Below are 23,379 nucleotides of genomic sequence, written 5' to 3'. Positions count from 1 at the left end.
CAGATGAATGGTTAGAAATTTACAATTATGAAAGGCCTCACGATGCGCTGGAAGACATGACTCCAGTTGGCTATCTTGAGGCTGCATAATTCTACTAATGAGCTGTACTAGGTTGGGTGGAGTTACATGATCACCAGCGAAATTTGAAATGTATCGTTAGGGTGCTACACGGATAAGTCTGGGGTTCAACCTGCGGCACACTGAATCGAAGGTCAAAGTGAAAGTATTTAATAAAATCACATGGTAACTGCTAAAAACAAGGTGACATCCTGACAGGAAGTAAAATCCAGCTTCGCGGGCAAACCGCGCCAGAGCAAAATAGTTGGCACGGGCGCGGCTCTCTTTAATAACTGGACATATCACTCAATAGCTTTTGTGTACTGCATTGACGTTGTGTTGTTGAGTGACTCGTTTAAAGGGCTACCGTCACAGTAGCTCACTGGCTGCCAGGCGTCATATTGGCCTGATCTGTCGGGTTGAAATCCATAGCTCCAGTGCCTGGCTCGATAAATGATTCCATTGTACGCCACCGGCGCATCACCTTGGCGGTAGGCTTTGTCGCTTTGCCATGCTTGCGCTGCGCATCCGCCAAATTTGTATCCAAGCGTGAAAGGGATAGAGAGCTTGCGGCCAAAGTCTGGTTGCAATTCATGGGTGACCGTTTTTTCGTCTAAGTCATAGGACAGGTTCAGTGCGCCCTGGCCCTTACGATTATTGAAAAAAGGAAAAGCCAGGCCATCTCTGGCAGAGTCATACACAACTAGCTCATAACATCCCGCCGGTTGTTCAAGCACCAACTCATACCACTGCTGTGCATTGAAGGTGTGCCAGGACTGTATGATATTTTGATGCCTGTCACGTAACTCTACTTTGGTTTCATCCGGGATTTTACCGGTCAGAATATTGAGCTTGGGTGTGTTGAATAATGATAACGGCATATGCATTAGGGCGTTAGCATCATTATTCGCCATGTTTTCATCTCCTGAGACTTCAGCACTGACTTTAATACGCGCAGTTTGTGTATCGAATTGGCCAAGATAGCGGGTAGGGATGCGCACTATTTTAGTGTCGCCGGGCTTGAGGTTACCCTGCCAGTCGTAAAAATACTGCTGTCGCCCGGCAATGCCATAGTGAAAACGTACTGCATGGATGTCGGCGCTACCCATGTTCTTGATTTCTGCTTCAATGGCGCCGCACTGTATGCCAAATCGCTCAGGAGTTTGTGCATTGGGCGATACAATACGGGTTAGCGCAATATCGGTGGTCGCCGGTTTATTTGCATAGGTAACCAGCACAGCATTAACAATGTAACGTGGTGCTGTATTGCCATACTGAGAGGGTTGCCAGCTGTAACGTTGCCAGTCCAGATCAATCGTGTTGTTTGTTTGCGTGGTATCTATGTCATAACTGAATGGGATAACAGATTCACCAGGACACCAGTTGGAACGGGCGAAAATATAGGTGCCTCCCTGAGGGAAGGTCGCACTCATATCGCAATCTTTTCGCCATAGTTGCTGTTTTACAATAGTGTCGTTGTTGTGCTTAATGGTAAAGAAGCGGTCGCACCATTCTCCGCACAGCTCCGGCTCACCTCGCGGGTTATCAAATGACAAAGCATGGCCGTGGGAAGACACGAACATTTTTATTTCGGCGTGCTGTTCATTGGCCTGAAACTGAAAGGCGCGTTGCGTTAGCAAGGTATCAAAGTACTCTGAGGTTTTGTATGGCCAGCCTTCAGAGCCCGATTCATACAGCGGTATAGCCCTCAGAACCTCTTGCTTGTTAAATTGGGAGTCAGAGTGTAGTTTTGCTGAAATCCCGAATGCTGACTGTTTGGCTCCCCAGCCACCATAGTGAACATTAAAGTGTCCCTTTCCTTGTAGCACAGGGATTAAATGCGACACATCAAAGGTATAGGTACGCCGCCAGGTGCGGTCAAAACCATGCATAGCGCGTTGCATATAACCCGCATAAGGTGTGATCAATCTGCCCAGCTCATAACTAGTACCGTCTTTCTGCCATTCAAATCGCACTGTGTAGTCCCAGTCGCTGCAGCCCTGACTCGCGCAGCCGAGTTCTATTTCAAGTAAGTGCCGGCCAGTATTCTCCTGACTCGCCAGTTCGACGGCAAATGTATGATCACCATGTTTGGTAAATGAGGTGAATGGCGTGAGCAGCTGCTCTTTGGCAAGTGCGGTAGTGCAAAACAGCAAAAGACAGATAAACCCGATTTTCATCTTTAATCCCTGAGTGTTTGTTTACAAATATTTTACCACTGTGCCACATAAGGATACATAGGCATATCAACTTTTCGGATTTGAGCTTGAAAATTATTAAAGTGGACTGGACTCTCGACACCAGAGCTTATAAAGGAAGAGTGAAGGTGGCTTTGTGCTTTCTCTGAGTGTAAAGGGTGTTGGACTTATCAGGTACACTGCCATTTACTCCTCTGGCTTTTTTGCAGCCTCGGCAGTTCAAAAGCATCTAGGCTCCGAGCGAAAGCCTATCTTAATTGATGACAATTCGAGTTGGTTCTAACTGTATTACAATCAGCTGCTTGGTGCGTATTTTGGGCTATCTCAGCTTAGGTAGCACTGTTGCGGGTGATTGGTTGGTGCAAAGTGAAAATACCGACCACGAGCGTCTCAATAATGTAGATTATCGCTCATAACCTTTAAATCGGCGCATTAAAATTGTGTAAATACTGTAAAAAATGGCAGTGTGATGGTCAGTTCACAACTACTATATTAAAAAAATTGGAACGATCCATTTGGGTGGGAATCAGTAATGAAACAAAACAAAGTGGTCAGGCATCTGGCTTTAGTATCAGTATCATCCGCTATTTTAGCTGCGTGCGGGCAGGCACCCAGTCAAAGTGCTGGTACGCAAGTATCAGCAAACTCTAACTATGTCACAGACGTTGTATCCTATGTGGATCCCTTGATTGGGACAAAGGGGCCGTTTAACCACAGGCAGGCCGGTAATGTGACGCCGGGTGCATTGGTGCCATTTGGGATGTTTAATTTTGGTCCTGAGCATGCGTACACTGAAGATTTACTGGCCGAATCTGAAGGGATCTCAAAAAAAATCCTGCAAGAAAAGAAACGTGTTCCTGTATCCCCAGGTGGCTACAATTATCAGGCTAGTCGTGTAAAAGGGTTTTCCTTTACGCGCCTGTCCGGAACCGGTTGTTTAGGTGCCTCAGGTGATATTCCTGTGATGCCATTTACAAAAGATATAACGTTTTCTCCTGCAACTGATCCAATTAATGCTTACTACAGCGCTGGTTTTAGCCATGATAATGAAACCGCCACACCGGGTTATTATCAGGTTGGTTTAGACAACGGTGTGAACGTTGAACTGGCCGCAACGACCCGCACGGGAATTGCAAACTTTACTTTTGATCAGGCAGACAACGCCAAGCTACTTTTTAGAACCTCATACTCACAATTGGGTAGTGGCGATGCTTATGTCAAAGTCGATGCTCAAAAAGGCGAAATCACAGGGTATGTAACCTCAGGAAATTTTTGTGGTTATCTTGGCGAGCACAACCAAAGAGACTATTACACGCTGCATTTCGTCGCTAAGCTGGATAAAGCCATTGCTGGTTCGGGTGGCTGGAAGGATGATGAGGTATTTACGGGGCAAGACTCGGCCAAAGGTGGAATGGGCTACGGCGATAATGGTTGGCCGGATATAGGCAAAGGTTCAGGTGTTTGGGTTGACCTGGATATGGAGGCGGGTGAAACCGTGCAAATGCGTGTTGGCATTTCATACGTGAGTCTTGATAACGCCAGAGAGAACCTTGAAAAAGAACAGGCAGAGCAAAGTTTTGCGCAGGTTAGGGCGCAGGCTCAGGCGGCTTGGGAAAACACGCTTTCTAAAGTGAAAGTGGAGTCTGACGATACCAGCAAACTCAGAGTTTTTTATACTGCGCTGTTCCATAGTTTGTATCATCCCAACATCTATTCAGATGTGAATGGTCAATATGTCGGGTTTGATCAGCAGGTTCATACTGTTGAAGGGACTCAGACGCATCAGTATGCCAACTTCTCCGGGTGGGATGTATACCGCTCTCAGCTACAGCTCGTTACTTTGTTAGACAAAAAGCGTGGCAGCGATATCGCTCAGTCATTGTTTAATCAGGCGAGCCAGTATAACGGCGTATGGGACCGCTGGACCCACAACGCGGGAGCAACCGGCGTCATGAGTGGTGATCCGTCGACAATCGCGATTGCAAACTTTGTGGCATTTGGTGCTGATGATTTTGACGTGACAGGCGCGTATGACTCATTGTACAAAGCCGCGACAGAGCCTACAGCATTTGATTTGTCTGAGGTTGGCTGTCCGGTATTTTGTCGCGGCCAAAAACCCTCATTAGATCAATGGCAACAACTCGGGTATATTTCAGATCAATCCAACAGCTGGGAAGGTGCATCGGAAACACTGGAACAGGCATCAAGCTATTTCTCCTTGTCTCAGTTGGCAGCACGCCTGGGTAAGCATGATGACGCTTCGCGTTTTGTGAATGAGGCAGGAAACTGGCGCAATCTCTACAACCCGTCTGCCACTGAGTCGCTGGGCTATATTCAGGGGCGCAACAAAGATGGCAGCTGGAAAGACGAGTTTGACCCGTTTTCTGGTCATCTATTTGTCGAAGGCAGCCCGGCTCAGTATTTATGGATGATCCCGCATGATGGGGCAGGACTGGCAAAAACCCTGGGCGGTGACAAAGCTATGATCCAACGACTGGACAGCCATTTCCGCAAACCAGATGGCACCTGGGTGTTGTATCGTGATTCAGCGGAGTTTTCAGATGTCTCAAATCAGCCATCCATTTTGTCACCTTGGATGTATCTTCATACCTCGGAGGCTTATAAAACACAGCAAACGGTGCGCGAGACAATGAAGCAGCTATGGCTGGATGCGCCTGATGGTATTCCAGGTCAGGACGACTTGGGTCAGATGTCTTCCTGGTATGTGTTCAGTAGTCTGGGACTTTATCCTAAATACCCGGGCCGTGCCGATCTGGTTTTGTCCAGTCCTCAGTTTAAACGTGCTCGCATTGGCAATCTGACGTTGAACGCACCGCAAGCATCAGACACGCATATTTATATTGATGCGCTTAAGGTCAATGGTAAAGTCAGTCTGAACAGTTGGATTGATGAAACCTATATTAACCAGCCTGTCACTTTGGATTTTTCTTTAAGTGAAGCGCCTAACAAAGCGTTTGGTGGGGCTGCTGAGCACAGGCCTCCGAGCTATGCGCCTTCTGTTCAATAACTGCAGTGTGAATAAGGTTGCAAACTTGACCAGAGGTAAGCGCGCCTCTGGCTAACAAAGAACATTCCCTATCAAAGCCCCGTGCCGTTTGCCGGGGCTTTTTTACCCATAAAGTCGTGTCATACTCAGATTTTATAGGGCAAGGGTTAGTGCATTTATTTTGCTGACGCCTTTATTTACCTGTTTTAACCTCGAACAACAGGATCTGACTCAGCTGCTTGCCATGTACGTTGAAATTATCATCAGACACCATGAGTAGGCTTATATTGCCATTGGCAAGCCGGGGACCAAAAGTCATGCCCTCCAGATTATCAATGTGTTTCGAGCCCAGTTGTTGCTTAATGCTAGCCATGTTTAACAGCAAAGTTTTATGAGCAGGGCGAACGGATTGCTGGTTGAGCGAGGCTACCTGGCTTGTATCGGTTACATTTTTAAAATCAACGAGGTAGATGCTGACGTCGTTCCCGCCGTCTGCTATACCCGCCGTGTATGAACGCTCCATGGTGAGCAGTTGATGTTCATTTACCTGTAATATCTCGACCAGGCCGGTAGTGCGAAACGCATCGGGTTTTGCCTCTGGGCGATTTACCATAGGTTCCAGGTAGTAGGCGAACTGTTTTTGCATACCCTTTGAGGCAAAATCAAAATAGGAGATGCGGACCAGGCTACCGTGCTCAATATTGGACTCTTCACCGTCTTGCTTGAGTGCACCTTCCGCAGACACCCAAATACCTTTGCCTGAGTGTGCAACAGTGAGTCCTTCGAAGACGGCATTATGTCTGGGCCCGCTTGTTTTACTGATCTCGAACATTTTCGGTAGTGTAAAGTTAACTAAACCTTGTTCAGTCTGCATGAAGATAGCCGGTGCATGCTTATATTTAATGCTGCCTTCACTGGTCCAAATAATGTCCTTGCCATTCGGCGCGATTCGAAGGCTTTCGGGATCTACAACACCTGAACGGGTTTGTTGGTTTACCAGTGGTAGGGATTTTTCGAACTTAACCTGTTCAATTTTTTGATCTTTAATCGCAATATTTGCCTGGAAATAGCGCGGCTTTTTAGAATCATCGGCGATTAATAAATAGCGTCCATTGGTGTATTCAATACTAGATAATCCACCGACTTTGTCTCCGTCGACGCGTAGATCAGCCGGAACAATAAACTCATCTAAAAACTCGAGCTGCATAGCGGCTGAGTTCGCGAAAAAAGGGGCCAATAAGGTTAAGAATAGACAACTGCGCATAAGGATCTTTACTTCAAATATTCAGGACAGAACAATATACGCAGGTAATATGAAGTTTGCATCACATTGGGCTTAAAAAGTGCAGAAGATAAAAACACTATTTAAAATTAAATGTAGATGGGTTGTTTTTTTGTTGAGGTACTGTTTCATTCTTTATCCCTACACAGTTATTGGCTCATTCACTGATAGTTCGCAACACGAGTGTTAAAACCCGGTCATTGCTTAAACTAGTGCTTGCTATATCACACCCTGTTCTATTAATGTCTTAAACGTATCAGGGTAGACTGCTCAATTATAAAAACAAAAATAACTTAGGAGTTGTGATGAGCATATTCAAAACGATATTAGCCATGGCGTTACTCTTACTGAGCTGCGTTGCGTTCAGTGCCAGTATTCAGGTGCAGGCTGTGTCGTCGCACTTGCATATTCTGACCGGGAAAGACTACGGCACTAATATTGGCCTGCTTGAAACGTCCGATGGATTAGTTTTAATTGACCCTATGCCAGGTGAGCAATATTTGGTAGCGCTGGAAAAAACCATTCAGGCAATCAACCGAAAACCCGTTACACATGTTTTCAATACCCATGCCCATACAGATCATACCGGTGGCAATGCCTATTTTATTAGCCGGGGTGCGCAACTTGTGACGGGAGAGATGAGGCAGTTTGGTCTGTTTCAACATGCCGTGAAGTCTCATACCACGACAGATAATATCTACTATCACAAGCCGAGCAATGCCATATTTGTCGGCGATGTGTTCGATACCAGCTGGCATCCTACCTTTTATGCAGGCGGTGTTGCGGGCTTTAAGAATGCGATAGACACAGTTTTAAGATTAGGTGATGAGCAGAGCCTGGTGGTTCCGGGGCATGGGGTTGCTACGGATAAAGCCTCGCTGCGAAGGTTCAGAAAAAACACCCTCGAATGGGTGGATACCATCCGTTTACTGAGCATTCAAGGGCTAAGCGTAGAGCAGATTATGACAAACAAAAAGGTTATTGACCTTGCTGAGCGGTTTAACCTCTCGGGTAAATCGCCATTTTTGCCACAAAAAGCCTATCAGCGGTTTATAGAGAGAACCATTCAGGTTATTGAGCGTGAGCACGGCTCTGTCTAGCGTTCGGTTTGTTATGACTCAAAGAAGTGTATCCTTGGCGTTGTCTGGCTGATATGCGATAGTGGCAGGGTCTGTGTCCTAATAATCATAACAATGGAATTCTCACGCTACTTTTTGTTCTTCTTTGCCTCACTGGGTGCATTTAACGGGGTTTTACTTGCCGCATGGATTTATCACAAGCGATGCGAGATAACGGGGGCACCCTGGTTATCCCTGCTATTGCTGATGCTGAGTATTCGTATTGGCAAATCGATTGCTTTCTATTTTAGCCCCGGACTCAGTAAAGACATCTTACAACTGGGGCTCAGTGCGTGCTGCCTGATTGGTCCAAGCTTGTTTTCTTTTTGTGTGCGTAACTTAAATCCGAACAAAAACAGCCCAATATTGCGATGGCATTTTGCAGGCTGGGTGCTTGTGGTTGTCTTCACTGGTGCAGTCTATCCCTATCATAGCAATCTGGAACTTTGGCAAACCTGGATATACAGAGGTTCAGGTTATGCCTGGTTTGGGTATTTAATCGCGGCAAGTTGGTTGTATCGGCATAAATTGGTCGCTTTATGGTCAAGACAAAATGCGCCAAACTGGCGCGATCTGCCCGTTGTTGTGCTGGGGGGCGGCTGGCTGATCTGGTTTGCTTACTATACTGCAGCTTACACGTCTTACATCATGGGGGCCTTGTCATTTTCCATGGTGTTGTATCTGAGTATCGTGGTCTATTCGGGGGGAGGCCGAACAAAAGAGAAGTACGCGGCGCAGCCGATATCGCCGCAGCAGAGCCATGAACTATCAACCAAATTAACTCAACTGTTCGATGAAGAGTTGTTGTTTACCGACCCTGGTATGTCATTACCCAGATTGGCCAAACGCTTGGGGGTCAGTCACACCAAGTTGTCACAGTTTTTAAACCAGTATTATGGTTGTAATTATAATCAATTTATTAATCGTTACAGGGTACAGCATGCTCAGTCACTTTTGCTGCAAGAGAAAAGCCTGACGATGGAACACCTTGCGGAATTATGTGGTTTCAATGCCAGCTCGACATTTTACACCGCATTTAAGAAATACGCAGGTCAGACCCCGAGTCAGTTTCGCGCGCAACAGACTCGCAAATTATCATGCTGAATACCTAAATTATAATTCAGGAGCTTGTTTTATAAGGTTATGTTTTAAGGTGAGGTGAAATTCGTTAACCGGAGAAACACCATGAAAACCTGTCTTAGATACGTCCTGATTTTGCTCTGTTTGATAAGCTCTGGACATAGTCTGGCGTCGGATAAAGCGGGTGTCTTACATGCTTTAAACGACTACTTACAGGGGACACGCGAGAGTGATCCTGTGCGCATCAAAAACGCATTTCATCCGCAAGCACAGTTGTTGCTGTCCCATGATACAAAACCATTTTGGACGGTGACAGCCGGGCAGTATGCGCGTTGGTTTGATCGTAAAAGTGATAAACAACGTCAGGGGAAAGTGCTTTCGCTGAAAATCGACGGTGACATCGCCATGGCGCGGCTAAAAATCACCGTAGCGCCTCCTTACAAGGCATATATCGATCATATCCTGCTTAAACAGATAGCCGGGAAATGGCAGATTGTTGGTAAAACCGCGACGGATCAAACTATTCAGTATCAAAATAAAAAAATCCTCTTTATTGCATCGAGTGCCAGCTTTCACGGCGATACAGAGCTGCCCGCCGGAACCAGTTTTTCTGAGCTTGTGTACGCCTATGACACGTTTATTAAAGCCGGATATACGGTGGATTTTATGAGTACCCGAGGGGGAGCATTGAGCCTGGCGTACGTGAATACGTCTGTGCCGATCCACAAACAGTATTTGTACGACCCTGAATTCATGTATGCAATTGGTCACAGCCTGGCACCGGAGCAGGTTGATGCGTCACAATATCATGCCGTGCATTATGTTGGGGGAAGCAATGCTATGTACGAGGTCGCTGAGCACCCTCAGATCCAGGCCATCGCCATGGCGGTGTACGAGCAAAATAATGGCATTATTTCTGCGGTCTGTCATGGTACCGCTGGTATTGTGAATTTAAAACTGAAGTCGGGTGCGTATTTGGTGGCCAATAAACGTGTTAGTGGCTATCCGGAATCTTTTGAGCGACAGGGCGCACCGTATCTTAAGGCGTTCCCATTCTTTATCGGTGAGCGAGTAAAGGCCAGAGGAGGCGAGTTTTTACATGGTGAACGGAACAAACCATTTGTTGAAATTGACGGCAGATTGATCACCGGACAAAATTATTTGTCTTCAGTGGCGGTGGCTGAGGCCATGATAGAGGTGTTAGATAAGCGTTAGGGTGGTAACACGGTGGCGAGGCAGTGAACTGGCCCTGTCAGGAGAGAAGGGGAAAATACTTGCCGCTTTTAAAGTAGAGGCAATTAATTGCCTCTACGCAAAGGTGAGCAAATTAGTTATTTTGCTCTTGCCACTTCAGTAACAGTGAAAGTGTTAAACCGCCGACCTGACCGGCTTCATTCAGGCCATAATGGGTCATGGCTGCGTGTCTGAATGCGTTTGAGACTGATGTTAGATACTCTTTCACGCCGTCCTGACAAGCTTCACGGTAATCTCCTTCTGTTGAACACTGGTTGTAATACTGCTCGATATTGGGAATATAGTGAGCAGCGAAGTGATCAGAGAGGTCGCCAATATAGGCGTCGATCAGAGGCTTGGAAGTCTGCTCCACAGCATCAAGTGTGGCGGTGTCATCCCAGCAGCGCGACCATACCTGAGGATGTGCAGCTTCTTTCTCTTCTAACGTAGCAATGATGTCGGTAACACGGTGCTGAAGTCTGAGCATTGAACGGGCATCGTCAAAAGCAGCGCAGTTTTGTGGTGAATTCACGGCCTTCTGGACACTGGATTCAAGGAATTGATTAAAGCTGATGCGCGCTGGCTCAAAATCTTGCGCCAGGTTGCGCCAAAGTGATAAAACCACACCCAATCGGTAGCCATAGAAATCGTAGTCTACTGCAACCCCTTTTTTGACCAGCCACTGAACATTGTCCAGTGTTTCCTGGTAGTGCCCGGAGTCATACAGGTAAAACGTGTCGTCCAGTTTGGTTTGAAGTTCAGGGTCTAAATTACTGGCGTGAGAGGAAAAACAGAAAGTGCCAGAAACCAGAAGGGCGGTGGAAATTAAAAGTTGTTTCATTTTACTCTACTCCTTAGGAAAAAATGAATTGTCTGTGGCTCCGTATTCAAAGCCACGGGTTAGTTTTTAATACTGCCTGATTGAGCAGTGGCAATTCATAAGCAGTATGCATGCCAAAATAGTAATTTATTACTTATTTATTTTTTCTCGCTCATTAAATGTTCGTATTTTTAGGCTGGTTGATCGTATTCGGCAACGTGCAGGGCGTTTTTTACCCGGTTAACATGGATAATAGGAGTCGCTGTAGACCTGAAATGGTGCTTCTATACAGACAGGTCGTTAAAGACTGCACTTAACTGGTGAAAATGTTTGCTGCGATTAACAATGAAGATGAAGAGTGTTGGGCTGAAAAGTTACATGATGTAAGTGATGTAGCGCGATTGCTGTTGCCGTCTAAGTCTTTCAGAAATCGCGCTAGACCAGGTTATGTTATTTGGCTTTGTGGTTCATGTGGTGCACCTGTGATTTGGGTTTGGTCACAGGCTCTTCCTCTTCTTCCTCTGGCAACTCGATGGCGTCATAACGCTCATTTTCTGGAATATCTTCCAAACGTCTTAAGGTGTTGACCTGAATATGCGGCCACTGTGTGGTTTCGCCACTGGCACCAAACATAAATTCAAAATCTACGATTTGCTCATACTGTAATTGATCGATGATTTTGTCCTTACCTGTTTCGTCCTGAATGATGATCTGTTCGAGCCACATGCGATGGCGCATGCGAACCACACGGCAGTAGCGTTCAATCATGACATTGTTCACGGTAGCGCCTTGCACTCCGGTATCGTGCTGGCTGTCTAACTCGATCAGATCATAGCTTTTGAAGTTTAATGCCTCATTGAACTCTGAAAGTAACAGATTTGGCTGGACAGTGTAGGGGAACTTTGCGCCATACTTATCGTAGTTAAAAATATTCAGGAAGTAGGCGCGTGCACTGTTGACGCCCTGATGTGCTTCAGGCTGACCTGGGTAGTCTCTTTGCTCATCCCGTGGCAGGTTTGTCCAGAAAGGTTTCTTCAGGCTGCCCGGGATCAGGTCGCGCTCAGGATCAATGCCCATGGTGGGAGAAATAGACAAGTAAGGTTGCTCCCAAAGCTTTGCAATCTCCGGTTTTTCAGGGGCATCAGGGGTTTTTTCTTTGTCAAAGTTGGTTACGCTACCCGTCAGGTGGATTGTTGTGCCATGAGGGATCACGCCTGAGCGAGAGATAGAATGGGGCGGAACAAATTGAGGGCCTTGCTCGCCCGGACCAATGACAGGGACGCCTCCATCTTCTGCAACCGTTTCAACGGTTGAGGGGCGAGAAAACATAGTGCGTGGATTTTGGTATTGGCCATTCTCTTCCCATGGCATAGTGTTGTCGCCCAGCCACAGGTACATGCCATTCTCAAAGTGCTGCAGATCGCCATCGTTATCTATGATGGCTGTTTCATATTTTACCGGGCCATTAAATTGCTCGTTTGATCCTGCACGGTTACGAACCGGCGCGTTCACTTTTGTAAAGGTTAACTGTTCGCGGTATTGCTGTGATTTGAAATGAAAAACCCCAAATACGGTTTCTGAAGAAGTACCGGGTGAGGGCATGGGAGTGGTATGCAGGCCTTTGGGGCCACCTTTCCAGTTTACCCAGGTACCATGCAGTTTATCGAGCACGCCAAATTGCGGGACTGTGGGTTCATTGTCTTTTAATTCCGGGTAAGGGCGAACGGATGATTGTGGTGTCTTGCTAGTCATTGCATAGTCCTTATTTTTACGCCAACTTTTAGCAACTTGCTTTTCACAGGGCTGGTTGTTAGTAATATGTCGACGGGCTATTTCAAAGGGAACACGTACACCCTTCGGCGCATAAAGCGAAGGGCGTGTGTGGTAACGGTATGCGAAAAGAATGGACCAAATATACTCACTAAACCATTACAAGCTATTACAGGTCTTGACGGATTAAGCCCGATAATTTTCCATAAAAAATATCAGGCTAAGTCTTTTTTGACTGAGCAGATACCCTTGTTGTTCAGGGTGCAGTATTACGGGCAACAGTGATAATTTCCTGGCGGAACCAGCGGCTTGCCTGATCGTCTTTATTGCGGATATCCCAGTACATTTTCATTGAAAAAGGGGGCACCGACAAGGGAGGCTCAAACTCAGCAATATTAAATTTGGACTGAATGGCGGCCACAAACTTACGTGGCGCTGTAAAGATCGCATCACTGGTTTCAACAATATAAGGCGCGCTGGAGAAGTTAGCGACTTTGTATTGTACTTTTCGGGTATGTCCCAACTTGTCCAGCGCGTCATCCACGGTACCCCGAATGTCTTTCCCTGTGCCAGCCAGAATATGCGGGTAGCGACAATAGCTTGCTAAATCGAGTGCAGAATCCAGGCAGGGGTGGTCATGTCTGACGACCGACACATAGTCGTCTTTGTATAAGGTGGTTACCATCAGAGCAGGGTGACTGGACTCTATCACGCTGATTGAGAAGTCTACTTCCCCACTTTCTATCTGACTGGCAAAACCGCGTTTATCGAGCTTGGCAAAGACCACCTGAATATTTGGCGCGACTTTGCTCAGGTGAGGGATCAGAACTGGCGCCAGTGACTGCTCGACCAGGTCGCTGGTGGCGATAAAAAAGGTGCGACTTGAGTGCGCTGGCTCAAACTGCTCCTGGGTGAGGATATGGCGTTCAAAGTCATTGAGCCAGCGACTGAGCTGTGATTGCAGATATTCCGCACGGGGTGTCAGGATCAATTTGTTACCCTGACGGATCACCAATGAATCATTAAAGCTGTGGCGTAGTTTTTTCAGTGTGTGGCTGACCGCCGACTGCGTCAGACCCGCGCGCTCTCCTGCCCGAGTCAGGTTTTTAGTTTCAAAAATCAGCTGAAGCAGGCGTAGCTGATTTAGCTCGATATCTGAAATGTTACTCATGCTCACCTCTATGGGTATTACTCATATTCATGGCTATATTAGAGTAATTAATTTCATTAATGAAGTGGGGCGGCTTATTCTAGACCCAAGTTAAGAACACAGGTCATCAAATCTCAGGAGATGAACATGAAATTAAAAACACTCGCAGCACTAACAGCATTGATTGCAAGCCCACTGACTCTGGCCGATGAGATCCTCGTGGTTATGTCGGACACCGCACAAATGACACTTAAAAACGGTTACGACTACAAAACAGGCGTTTACCTGAACGAGCTGATGGAACCGGTTAAGTTATTCCTGGATGCAGGTCATACGCTGACGTTTGCTTCTCCAAAGGGCATGGCACCCAGACTTGACCCGGTATCTGATACGTCAGACCACTTCCTGGACGTCAGCAAGGCGAACTATGAGGCGCACAAAGCGTTATTTAATCAGCTTAAAATTGATGATAAGACTGACAGTCCGGTTGTCAGCTTTGCTCGCATAGAGCAAATCGGTATCGACAAATTTGACGCGGTATTTGTGCCGGGCGGTCATGCACCTTTGGGCGATTTGGTAGCAAACCCGCAACTGGGCGAGTTTTTACGTCACTTCAATGCCCAGAAAAAACCCACCGGCTTAGTCTGCCATGGTCCGGTGGCCTTGCTTTAGGCACTGCCAAATGCTGCACAGTTTGAGGTAGCTATGAAGTCGGGCAAGAACGCCAAACCCGCAGACGGCTGGGTGTATGAGGGGTATCGCATGACCACATTCAGTAACTCTGAAGAAGCCGTTGCAACACAATATTACCTTGGCGGTGACGAACTCCACTATTGGCCACAGGATGCACTGACCAAAGCCGGTGGTGACTATTCTCGCGGTGAAAAAGACTGGCACCCACATGTTGTGGTTGACCGCGAATTGATCACCGGTCAGAACAACAAATCGTCCACTGGTGTTGCATTAGCATTACTTAAGCAACTTGATCAATAACCGCTACGGCAAAGAAAGGTAAGCGCACTGCAAGTGTTCTTGTGGTGCCTGACAAACAAGATTTTAGAAAATTCTGGAGAATAGTATGACTCAATCAGTTTTAGTGACGGGCTCAAACAGCGGATTTGGTTACCTCATTGCGAACACGCTGGCGGATAATGGTTTTACCGTAGTGGGCACCATGCGCGACCCGCAAGGGCGCAATGCCTCGGTTGCCAATGAGCTCAGGACGAAAGGGATCCATGTTATCGATATCGACGTGACCAACGATGAAAGTGTGGAGCAAGGGGTAAAAGCAGCAATTGAGCAGGCAGGGCACATTGATGTACTGATCAATAATGCGGGCGTAGGCACCCTTGGTTGGCAGGAAAGCTTTGATATCGACGATTTTAAGCGTGTGTTTGATATCAATGTGTTTGGCGTGCAGCGTATGACGCGAGCTCTGTTGCCACATATGAAACAACGTGGACAGGGAACCTTAGTGCAGATTTCCAGTATTTTAGGCCAGTTCGTATTGCCGTTCCTGGGCTCTTACAACGCAACGAAGCATGCGGTCGAAGGTCTGGCAGAAAACTATCGTGTAGAGCTGTCTCAGTTCGGTATTCAGTCTTTAATTGTGCAGCCGGGCGGATTTGGTACTGATTTTGGTGCAAACCTGCTGAGATCAAGCGATAAAGCAGTCACCGAGAGCTACGGTGAGCATGCTGATGCGCCTGAGCAGATGTGGGCAGGCACAGAGCAAGGTCACGATGCAGACAATGCACCCAGCCCGCAAATGGTCGCAGACGCGGTACTGGCGCTGCTGCAAACAGAGGTGTCTGAGCGCCCGTTCAGAACCACAGTGGATGGCTCGGGCTTAAACCCGGTTATTGAAGCGGTCAACGAAGCGCGAGAAAAAGCCATGCAACATATCTATGCTGCCTACGGTATGGACGCCATGTTCACAGTAAAACAAAGCTCATAACTTTACTGTGGAATGAGGTGCACAGGTCTTTTCCCCTGCACGGAGTTGGGGGGAATGGCCAGACATTATCCCCGATAGTTTATGCGCCTGGATGCTTTTAAGCATCAGGCGCATAGCGACCGAATATCAACCTGTTCACTGTTACCATTCAAGTGGGGGAACAACTCGGCCAAGACACCCTCTGACTTGCATTTGGGTTGGGTTATTTGGCCCTCTTACAGGTTGCTCACCGACTTTAAATTGATATTCTTTGCCGGGTTCAAACGCCAGTACAATTGAGGACCCTCCGTAGCCAAAGTGACCCATATACTGACCTCGTTCCAGCTCAGCGCCATTTTCTATGACATTCACTATGCTCCCGACGCCCCAAAAACCAATGGCAATCATAGCCACCAGCCCGAGGTCGGCCGTTTTTATCACCCAAACATACCGCTGATGCTTACCCAGTTTTTGATACCAACCAGCTTTATCGCTATTTTTAGGCGGTAACGGGTCGTAGGGGTGGCGAGGATTAAAGTTATCAAAGTCATAGTTATACGCGCCTTCATATAATCCCTGGTCAATCACGGTGCCAGAAACAGGGGCATGAAAATGGTGGTAATCGGTAAACCAAAGCAAGATATCCAGTAATGGGCCACCAATGAAACAGCGCCCATATCCCGGGATAGCGTCTATCAAATTAAATCGATCGCCAGATTTTCCTGGCAGCACATAGTGGTTATTGGCATGGCTTTCGTTAATTTCATAACCGCCCTTATCGAGGAAAAAGACCCCGCCATCACAGGGAGAAACAATAACTCCTTGCTCGCCGGCTCTATGGCAAAGAGGGCGTTGCCCCGGCTTAAGGTTACGCAGGAAAAACTGATTGAAAGACCCAAAGCCACCTTGAGGATTATGAGGGTCAGGGCGTTCATAGTGATTAATATTGAATGGGTGCTGATCTGTCCCAGAGTAGTTCATCCACGCACTCAAGGTACCGGTGGACGATGTGCTGTTTATCCAGTCACCATGGAAGTTTAGAAATTGCCGGAACCAGCCTCTGAAATAGCCGTCGTTAGCGAGTTTCAGGCCAGACTCCGTATTCACCAGATAGTCCCAATACTCGATGTATTGTCCTGGGTTGTCTGGCGTCGGTGTGTAAGTTAACCACTGAGCAAAAAAGCTTTGCAGGGTATAGCCTGGCTCACGATATAGATACGGCTGCCAGAAAGCAGCGATATCTTTACGTCGGGCTATATGGGTTTCTGAGCACACTTCGGCGAGTGCTTCGAGGTACCAAAGCAGGTTGAGCTGATTTTCAAGAAAAACGCCATCCAAACCCGCAATATGAAGCTCTGCCAAAGAACTGATGTCATCCCAGTTAATGGGCTCGGGTAGGGGGATCGTCGAAATGTCAGTCATGGTATTGTCCTGTGGGTTCAAAGCATCTACGCTTGGTTGTCAGTCGAGTGTTTGAGATAGAGCACAATGACTTATATAGGTGAGGGATACAGAGTGGGCAATTACAGCAGATTACACTGAGTCGATTATGCAAAAGCAGACGTTATTCGCGCCATCTAGCGGTTAAAATTGTGCTGTAAAAATCGCAGAGAAATCCGTTCAATGGATGTATGATCCAAAGCTACCTGCAACACGTTTAACACATCAAACTTGTTATCAGGAAAGTCTGCCAATGTTTCAATTCTTAAAACGCGATCCCACCAAAAAGTTACGTAAAGCCTATGATGCCAAGCTGGAGCAGGCGATGCATGCTCAGCGTAATGGCGACATTAGAGGATATGCGATGCTCACAGCTGAGGCCGAGTCGTTGTGGCAGCAAATAGAGCAGTTAGAAGCTAAGTAGAACTTGGTACAGACGCTATGCTCTTTGGTTGATCAGCGTTGTGTAAAAGCCAAAACAATCATTCAGCGACTTTTTGCAGGTGTGCATTCGGCTAATAAATGTCCCATTTTAACTGTTTAAGAAGTGGCCTTCACTGGAATACCAAATCCAGCTGCTCCTGAGTGCTTTTCTTCCTATGTTGTGAGTTCATTTGTGGCTATCTGGCTCTGTTCGGCTAATGCAGTTTCGTGTCTTAACCAGCGATTCATCACCACACAGGCTGTCAGGTCACCACTTACATTGATAACGGTGCGACACATATCTAAAATTCGGTCAACCCCGAGTATCAAAGCTATGCCCGCGGCAGGGATACCAAAGCTGGCTAACACGGACGCCAGGATCACAATACCGACGCCAGGGGTACTGGGTGAGCCGATTGATGCACCGACTGTGGTTAGGATCAGCAGTACGACCTGGTTCACAGACAAGTCAACGCCAAATACCTGGGTAAGGAAAATCGCAGCCACGACCTGATAAAGCGCGGTGCCGTCCATGTTAATGGTTGCACCAAGTGGTACGATAAATTGCACAATTGGTTTTTTTACCCCAAGTTGTTCCTGGGCAGTACGCATAGAGAGCGGCATGACCGCCGCGGAGCTGGAGGTTGAAAATGCCAATAATTGCGCGCCGCGGATCGCCCTTAAAAAAGTCAGAGGATGGATTTTAGCAATAAAAGAGGCGAACAGGGTATAGATAATCAACAAGCCCGCGAGTCCCAGCAGAACCGTCGCAACATAGGCTGAAACCCCAATCAATGCATCCACACCAATACGTATGGTGATATCACACAGCAAGCCAAACACCGCAAAAGGTGCCAACAGCATGGCCCAGTTAACGATTTGCAGTGAAACAGACTGGATCCCATCCATAAAATCTATCATCAGGGCTTTACGCCGCTCTGCCAGGGTGGTCAGTGCCGTGCCAATGAAGCTAGCGTATATGACGATGGCAAACATGTCTTTATCAAGCGTGGATTGCGTTGGATTAGCGGGAATAATGGCTGCGACTTTATCCGGTATGGAGCTTTGTGTTGCCTGCGTTGCGACAATTTGAGTGGGTTGATCCACAATGGCGCTGAACAAGCCACTGTCCACATAGTTACCCGGCTCTATCAGGTAAACCACTGCAAGGCCGAGCATAACTGCAACAAAGGTAGTTGTGACAAAGTAAGGCAAAATACGCATACCGACTTTCTTTAAAAAGTCTGTGTCTTTGTTACCCGCAATACCCAGAATAATAGAAGATAAAACCAGCGGTATTACCACCATTTGGATCAGAGCAAGGAATACGCGTCCGGGCAGGGCAACCCATTGTGCAATGTCCATAGCGGCAGAGTGACTGACCAAGGCCGCGCCCTGAGGAGAAAGCAATAAGCCGATTGAAATGCCGAGCGCCAGTGCGATTAGAATTTGCAGCCAGAGACGCTTTTTCTGTAATAAGCCGGCAGGCGTGTTTGTCGTTTGACTGTTTGTCATCATGATTTCCCTGTTAAGCAGCACGCGATTTGGAGTAATTAGTCTAGCATCTTGACTAGAATTAACATTGACCGGTATCAAATGTGCGCGGTTCTTCGTTCTTTTGACGGGGATTGCTCTTCCTGTGCATTATGTTGAGATAAGTTTTCCTCCAGATCAAATAAGCGACAGCGCGCTTCGTGAAGTAATCACTTTTTGTTCACGGTATTACACCAAATTACTGCTACGCTTAAAGATAACCGAATCAATTAGGGCCAGAGCATGCTGTGTCTGTTGTACCAATACAATAGGGAGCAGTAATGATTAAGTATGGATTTTTACCTTTTTCAGCCTATGTGATATCTGACTTTTTAGTCTTTCATCGTCACCGTTCAATTAGTCTGGAAATTTTACTACGGCAGATCCGTTTTACCGGTGTAGAGGCACTCGGTTTGGTAATGCTGATTGCTTTATTGATAGGCGCACTGATCATTGTTCAGGGTTATCCTTTGTTGTCCTCCATTGGTCAGGTTAAGTGGACCTATGCCATTTTGATTTCAACCATTGTCAGGGATCTCGGCCCGTTTATTGTTTGCTTTGTGGTGCTGGCCCGATCTGGTACTGCGATCACCACAGAATTGGGCAACATGGTGGTTCGTAAGGAGATAGATGCACTGATAGCCATGGGCGTATCACCGATCTCCTATCTCGTTGCACCTAGGGTTTTAGGTATGGTTGCATCGCTCATTTTACTCATGAGTTACTTTGTTGCGTGCGGTATTTTTGGCGGCTATCTGGTCAGCAATGCATTTGCCTCGATCCCTCTGAGCACGTTTTTCGCTAAGCTCATGGCACAGCTGCACTGGCTTGATATGGTGATCATGTTGGCTAAAGTCGCATTTTCCGGATTGATGATTAGTCTGATTGCCAGCTATCACGGTCTGACCGTGAAAAGCGCGATTACTGAGGTACCGCAGCGCAATATTAAAGCGGTTGGTCGGGGTTTGATAGCCTTATGTGTGATCCATGTGATGTTTACTTTGTTGTATTTCGCTCTGATGGGTGACTGGTGATGAAAATCGCACTAAAAGACATAAGCCACAGCGTGGCAGATCAACCTATTCTTGCCAGTATTAACGTGACTGTTGAGCCGGGAGAATGTTTGTTGATCACTGGGCGTTCAGGCAGTGGTAAATCGGTTTTGTTCAACATTATTTGTGATATCACTCGCCCTCAACAGGGTCATGTGCTGATCGATGACGTTGAGATAGCGACAATGACGGCGTTGCAGTATGCGCGTTTTCGCCGTGATCTGGGGGTGATCTTCCAGGTTTCTGCACTGATATCCAACCTGACGCTAGAAGAAAACCTGCTGCTACCATTAAATCGCCATCATAGCCGGCTTAGTTTGGACGAAAAACGCCAAAAAGTGGGGAAGATTTGTCGGCAATTCGGGTTGACTCAGTATCTTGACCAGCGCACCGACCGTTTGTCTTCCGGATTGGCATCACTTGCCGGACTGGCTCGTGCGTTAATCATGGAGCCAAAAGCGCTGATTTGGGATGCGCCAATGGCACAGGTTGACCGCGCCTGGTGCCAACATGAGCTTGAGTTACTCAAGGACCTTAAAGACAAAGGGACGACACTGGTGCTGTGCTCAAATCGACAGGAGTTAATCACGAGCCTGGCAGATCACCAATTGCATTTGGGAGTACCGGACGAACTAACTCTGGGGAGTGAGCATGCAGCACAAGCCCAAAAATGCCAATAGAATCGTCATCGCCTTCAGCCTTACCGGGGTATTACTCCTGGCCGCATTTTGCATCATGATCCTGGTGAATAATCACACCTTTGCCGACAAAGTTTATTATAAGACAGTGCTGGATAACGCGCGTGGCTTGAGCGCGTTGCCTGCTGTATATTTCAAAGGAATGGAAATCGGGCGAATTGACAGTTATCAGCTCAATTTGCAGAGTAATGAGATTGACGTTGAGTTTTGGGTGTTTCAAGAGTACAGCACAAAAGTCGTAAAATACGCGCTGCTAACGGGTGAACAACATCCTATTTTTGATGAGGTCACGACGCTAGATTTGCTGTTACCCGAAGCGGATAAAGTGGGCCCTTTTGTGTCCTTGCCGGCAGGGGCATTGGTACCACACATCAACAGCGCGCTTGGTCAGCAATATCTCGCTGCAGGCTATGTATCGCGCTCAAAAGACGATGTGGAGTCGATCCTGACTAGTATTCAGGATCTTTTGCAGAATTTACAAAAGGAAGACAATCCAGAAGCGGGCTCCTTGTTCAGAGCACTCGACAGAGTCGCAAAGATCAGTGATCACATCATGATAGTCAGTGAAGAATTGCGCGAAAGCGAATTGTTACCTGAAGCTGAAAAAACCCTCAAGCAGAGCCAGGTCTGGCTGGCTCAAATGCCGCAATTACTCAATCAGCTGAATCAGACCCTGGTTAAAACAGACAGCATGCTGACCCAGGCTCAATCGACTTTAACAACGTATGGTCAGCCCACTGAACTAGTGAAAGAAATCACTGACAGCCAACTGCCGCTGGTTCTGCACAACCTCAACGCTAACCTTACTGTCATGCAGCAAATGCTCAAAGATGTGCACGGTGAGCGAGAGCAGTTTGTCCTGACAGTACACAGTGTGCAGCAAGTCCTGACACAAATGGAAAAAACCCTGGAGGCGCTCAATAATCACCCGGTATTCAGAGAAGGGATCAGTGCGCCCGTCGACAACGAAGGGATCGAAATGCATGATTAAGATACGTTGTCTGATATTGCTTTGTGTCCTTAGTGGGTTGATTGGTTGCTCCTCGGCGCCGGAGCGAGATTATCAGGTTAACACCTATCAGCGGCAGGCTTCAGCCTGGTTGGCTCAGGGTGATCGCAAACGACAGCTGGGGGCTTATCAGCAGGCTTTACAGTATTACGATAATGCTTATCGATATGCCAGTAAACGGCATGATGTGGCGCAAATGGGATTAGCCCGGCTTAAGCAAGCGGCGGTATATATCAAGCTAGGGCAGGGTAAATTGGCGGAAAGCAAAATCGCTCAGGCTGCTGAGTTTGCCAGGTTTGAGCAGACCGAGCTTATGCCTGCCATTGACTTTATGCGCAGTAAATTGGCATTTTCTCGTGGCGAGCAGGCACAAGCACAGTCAATTTTGAGCAAATTACAGGCTCAGTACGGCGATCAGCCAGAAAAACAGGTTTACTATCGTTGGGTGGGTTGGCAATATGCGCCAGATCGGTTGGACTGGCTTCAGGCTGGACAGGATATGCAACTACTGGCAAAAATGAAAGCCGACAGGACACTGAAAAACATTGAGATTTTGTCTTTTGTAATTTATCACAACGTACTTTGGCGGGTTGCGTTCGGACAACAAGATGTGCCCCAGGCGATAGAGGCCGCGATTACACACTTCGCATCTCTGGAGCTGACGAATAGATTGATTGATTGCTTTGAGATCGCAAAGCAGTACTATCTTTCGGTGGGCGATGAAGCCCGGGCTCAATATTATCAGACGCGTCTTACCGAAGTGAGCGGTTTTGGTCGTTAAGCCTGTGCACTTGTCTTTCTCTTAGCTTAAATCCACATCTGTATATGTTGTTGCTAATCGTAGATTACCTGCGAACCTGCATGTAATAGTCCGAGTCTCTACACTGGCGTTTGGGCAAACTGATGGTCATCTAATCAGACCACAGGACAATCACCATGCAACTTTCACAAAGCCTTATCAAGGACATTATGCCCCATGCCAGTATTGATAATATTCGTTATTACCTGAGTGCACTGAACTCAGTGTTGCCTGAGTACGAGATAACAACGCCATTAAGGATGGCGCACTTTTTGGCACAAATTGGTCATGAAAGCGGCAGTCTGAAATATAAGCAGGAAAATCTTAATTACTCAACAGTGGCGCTGAGCTCCGTATTTAGCAAGTACTTCCCGGATGCGACGCTTGCTGCTGAATATGCGCGTAAACCAGAGCTGATTGCCAATCGGGTGTATGCCGATAGGATGGGCAATGGTGATGAAGGCTCCGGAGATGGCTGGCGCTATCGTGGGCGGGGGCTAATACAGTTGACAGGTAAAAGTAACTATCAAAGGTGTGGGGAAGCGATAGGGCAAGATCTGCTCGGTCAGCCTGACCTGATCTGCAGTGAGCCGGAAATCGCGGTCAGATCGGCTTGTTTTTACTGGCAAAGTCGCAAATTGAACGCGCTGGCTGATCAGGATGAACTGGTCGCCATTACCCGAAAAATAAATGGCGGGATCCATGGTCTGGAAGACAGAGCGGCATTTTTAAATCGTGCCAAACAATTTATGTCGATAGATCAGGGAGTGTGAC

Annotated in this window: 21 protein-coding genes; 14 read left to right on the top strand and 7 right to left on the bottom strand. The window is 47.2% G+C overall.

What is annotated here, in order from left to right; all coding sequences use genetic code 11:
- On the top strand, positions 1-89 hold an 89-nt coding region (locus IY568_RS25465; protein WP_194868735.1), incomplete at its 5' end, for an integrase core domain-containing protein.
- A gap of 270 nt (positions 90-359) precedes the next feature.
- On the opposite strand, the gene IY568_RS22160 is transcribed toward IY568_RS25465, so the two are convergent.
- The gene (locus IY568_RS22160) at positions 360-2,237 is read right to left on the bottom strand and encodes a peptide-N-glycosidase F-related protein (protein WP_194868733.1); all 1,878 of its coding nucleotides are present in this window, start codon (positions 2,235-2,237) and stop codon (positions 360-362) included.
- A gap of 550 nt (positions 2,238-2,787) precedes the next feature.
- Between IY568_RS22160 and IY568_RS22155 the strand changes: the two genes are divergently transcribed.
- The gene (locus tag IY568_RS22155; RefSeq protein WP_194868732.1) at positions 2,788-5,283 is read left to right on the top strand and encodes a GH92 family glycosyl hydrolase; all 2,496 of its coding nucleotides are present in this window, start codon (positions 2,788-2,790) and stop codon (positions 5,281-5,283) included.
- A gap of 172 nt (positions 5,284-5,455) precedes the next feature.
- Here IY568_RS22155 and IY568_RS22150 read toward each other — a convergent pair whose 3' ends face one another.
- Complete coding sequence (locus tag IY568_RS22150) at positions 5,456-6,526, bottom strand: esterase-like activity of phytase family protein (RefSeq protein ID WP_194868731.1); 1,071 nt, start codon at positions 6,524-6,526, stop codon at positions 5,456-5,458.
- A gap of 323 nt (positions 6,527-6,849) precedes the next feature.
- On the opposite strand from IY568_RS22150, the gene IY568_RS22145 reads away from it, so the two are divergent.
- The 3 genes from IY568_RS22145 to IY568_RS22135 all read left to right on the top strand — a co-directional run bounded on the left by IY568_RS22145 (position 6,850) and on the right by IY568_RS22135 (position 9,957).
- Positions 6,850-7,644 (top strand): MBL fold metallo-hydrolase, encoded by a 795-nt coding sequence (locus IY568_RS22145; protein WP_194868730.1) that lies wholly within the window; start codon positions 6,850-6,852, stop codon positions 7,642-7,644.
- 93 nt (positions 7,645-7,737) lie between these two features.
- Positions 7,738-8,766, top strand: a complete 1,029-nt coding sequence (locus IY568_RS22140; protein WP_194868729.1) for a helix-turn-helix domain-containing protein — start codon at positions 7,738-7,740, stop codon at positions 8,764-8,766.
- Positions 8,767-8,847: 81 nt separating this feature from the next.
- Positions 8,848-9,957: a nuclear transport factor 2 family protein gene (locus IY568_RS22135; RefSeq protein WP_194868728.1), complete on the top strand. Its 1,110-nt coding sequence runs from the start codon at positions 8,848-8,850 to the stop codon at positions 9,955-9,957.
- 112 nt (positions 9,958-10,069) lie between these two features.
- On the opposite strand, the gene IY568_RS22130 is transcribed toward IY568_RS22135, so the two are convergent.
- The 3 genes from IY568_RS22130 to IY568_RS22120 all read right to left on the bottom strand — a co-directional run bounded on the left by IY568_RS22130 (position 10,070) and on the right by IY568_RS22120 (position 13,736).
- Positions 10,070-10,816: a hypothetical protein gene (locus IY568_RS22130; protein ID WP_194868727.1), complete on the bottom strand. Its 747-nt coding sequence runs from the start codon at positions 10,814-10,816 to the stop codon at positions 10,070-10,072.
- Between the two features lie 429 nt (positions 10,817-11,245).
- Positions 11,246-12,547: a peroxidase, FMP-type gene (locus IY568_RS22125; RefSeq protein ID WP_125563721.1), complete on the bottom strand. Its 1,302-nt coding sequence runs from the start codon at positions 12,545-12,547 to the stop codon at positions 11,246-11,248.
- 274 nt (positions 12,548-12,821) lie between these two features.
- Complete coding sequence (locus IY568_RS22120) at positions 12,822-13,736, bottom strand: LysR family transcriptional regulator (protein ID WP_125563719.1); 915 nt, start codon at positions 13,734-13,736, stop codon at positions 12,822-12,824.
- A 126-nt stretch (positions 13,737-13,862) separates the two neighbouring features.
- Here IY568_RS22120 and IY568_RS24965 point away from each other — a divergent pair, with 126 nt between their 5' ends.
- The 3 genes from IY568_RS24965 to IY568_RS22110 all read left to right on the top strand — a co-directional run bounded on the left by IY568_RS24965 (position 13,863) and on the right by IY568_RS22110 (position 15,672).
- Positions 13,863-14,387 (top strand): DJ-1/PfpI family protein, encoded by a 525-nt coding sequence (locus tag IY568_RS24965; RefSeq protein WP_228553513.1) that lies wholly within the window; start codon positions 13,863-13,865, stop codon positions 14,385-14,387.
- Between the two features lie 33 nt (positions 14,388-14,420).
- On the top strand, positions 14,421-14,708 hold the full coding sequence (locus IY568_RS24960) for a hypothetical protein (protein WP_228553512.1): 288 nt from the start codon (positions 14,421-14,423) through the stop codon (positions 14,706-14,708).
- Positions 14,709-14,793: 85 nt separating this feature from the next.
- On the top strand, positions 14,794-15,672 hold the full coding sequence (locus IY568_RS22110) for an SDR family oxidoreductase (protein ID WP_194868726.1): 879 nt from the start codon (positions 14,794-14,796) through the stop codon (positions 15,670-15,672).
- 141 nt (positions 15,673-15,813) lie between these two features.
- On the opposite strand, the gene IY568_RS22105 is transcribed toward IY568_RS22110, so the two are convergent.
- Positions 15,814-17,073: a phosphatidylserine decarboxylase gene (locus tag IY568_RS22105; protein WP_194868725.1), complete on the bottom strand. Its 1,260-nt coding sequence runs from the start codon at positions 17,071-17,073 to the stop codon at positions 15,814-15,816.
- Between the two features lie 271 nt (positions 17,074-17,344).
- Between IY568_RS22105 and IY568_RS22100 the strand changes: the two genes are divergently transcribed.
- Positions 17,345-17,515, top strand: coding sequence for a DUF6435 family protein (locus IY568_RS22100; RefSeq protein ID WP_125563711.1), 171 nt, complete (start codon positions 17,345-17,347; stop codon positions 17,513-17,515).
- Between the two features lie 173 nt (positions 17,516-17,688).
- On the opposite strand, the gene IY568_RS22095 is transcribed toward IY568_RS22100, so the two are convergent.
- A complete protein-coding gene (locus IY568_RS22095; protein ID WP_194868724.1) occupies positions 17,689-19,029 on the bottom strand; it encodes a dicarboxylate/amino acid:cation symporter in 1,341 nt (446 codons plus the stop codon).
- A 299-nt stretch (positions 19,030-19,328) separates the two neighbouring features.
- Here IY568_RS22095 and IY568_RS22090 point away from each other — a divergent pair, with 299 nt between their 5' ends.
- From IY568_RS22090 to IY568_RS22070, 5 genes are all read left to right on the top strand, one after another.
- Positions 19,329-20,081 (top strand): ABC transporter permease, encoded by a 753-nt coding sequence (locus tag IY568_RS22090; RefSeq protein ID WP_010386433.1) that lies wholly within the window; start codon positions 19,329-19,331, stop codon positions 20,079-20,081.
- Entirely contained in the window at positions 20,081-20,779 is a 699-nt protein-coding gene (locus IY568_RS22085) for an ATP-binding cassette domain-containing protein (RefSeq protein WP_194868723.1), read from the top strand. Before IY568_RS22090 ends, IY568_RS22085 begins: the two co-directional genes overlap by 1 nt.
- Positions 20,751-21,788 (top strand): MlaD family protein, encoded by a 1,038-nt coding sequence (locus IY568_RS22080; protein ID WP_125563705.1) that lies wholly within the window; start codon positions 20,751-20,753, stop codon positions 21,786-21,788. Before IY568_RS22085 ends, IY568_RS22080 begins: the two co-directional genes overlap by 29 nt.
- Positions 21,781-22,587, top strand: a complete 807-nt coding sequence (locus IY568_RS22075; protein WP_194868722.1) for a hypothetical protein — start codon at positions 21,781-21,783, stop codon at positions 22,585-22,587. The genes IY568_RS22080 and IY568_RS22075 overlap by 8 nt, the downstream gene beginning before the upstream one ends.
- 155 nt (positions 22,588-22,742) lie before the next feature.
- Positions 22,743-23,378 carry a glycoside hydrolase family 19 protein gene (locus IY568_RS22070; RefSeq protein WP_228553511.1) on the top strand — a complete coding sequence of 212 codons (636 nt, stop codon included), beginning with the start codon at positions 22,743-22,745 and terminating at the stop codon, positions 23,376-23,378.
- The last annotated feature ends 1 nt before the right edge of the window (position 23,379 follow it).

The sequence above is a fragment of the Pseudoalteromonas sp. PPB1 genome (assembly GCF_015356275.1).
In the GTDB taxonomy this organism is placed as follows: domain Bacteria; phylum Pseudomonadota; class Gammaproteobacteria; order Enterobacterales; family Alteromonadaceae; genus Pseudoalteromonas; species Pseudoalteromonas rubra_D.
This window is presented reverse-complemented; position numbering and strand designations above follow the sequence as displayed.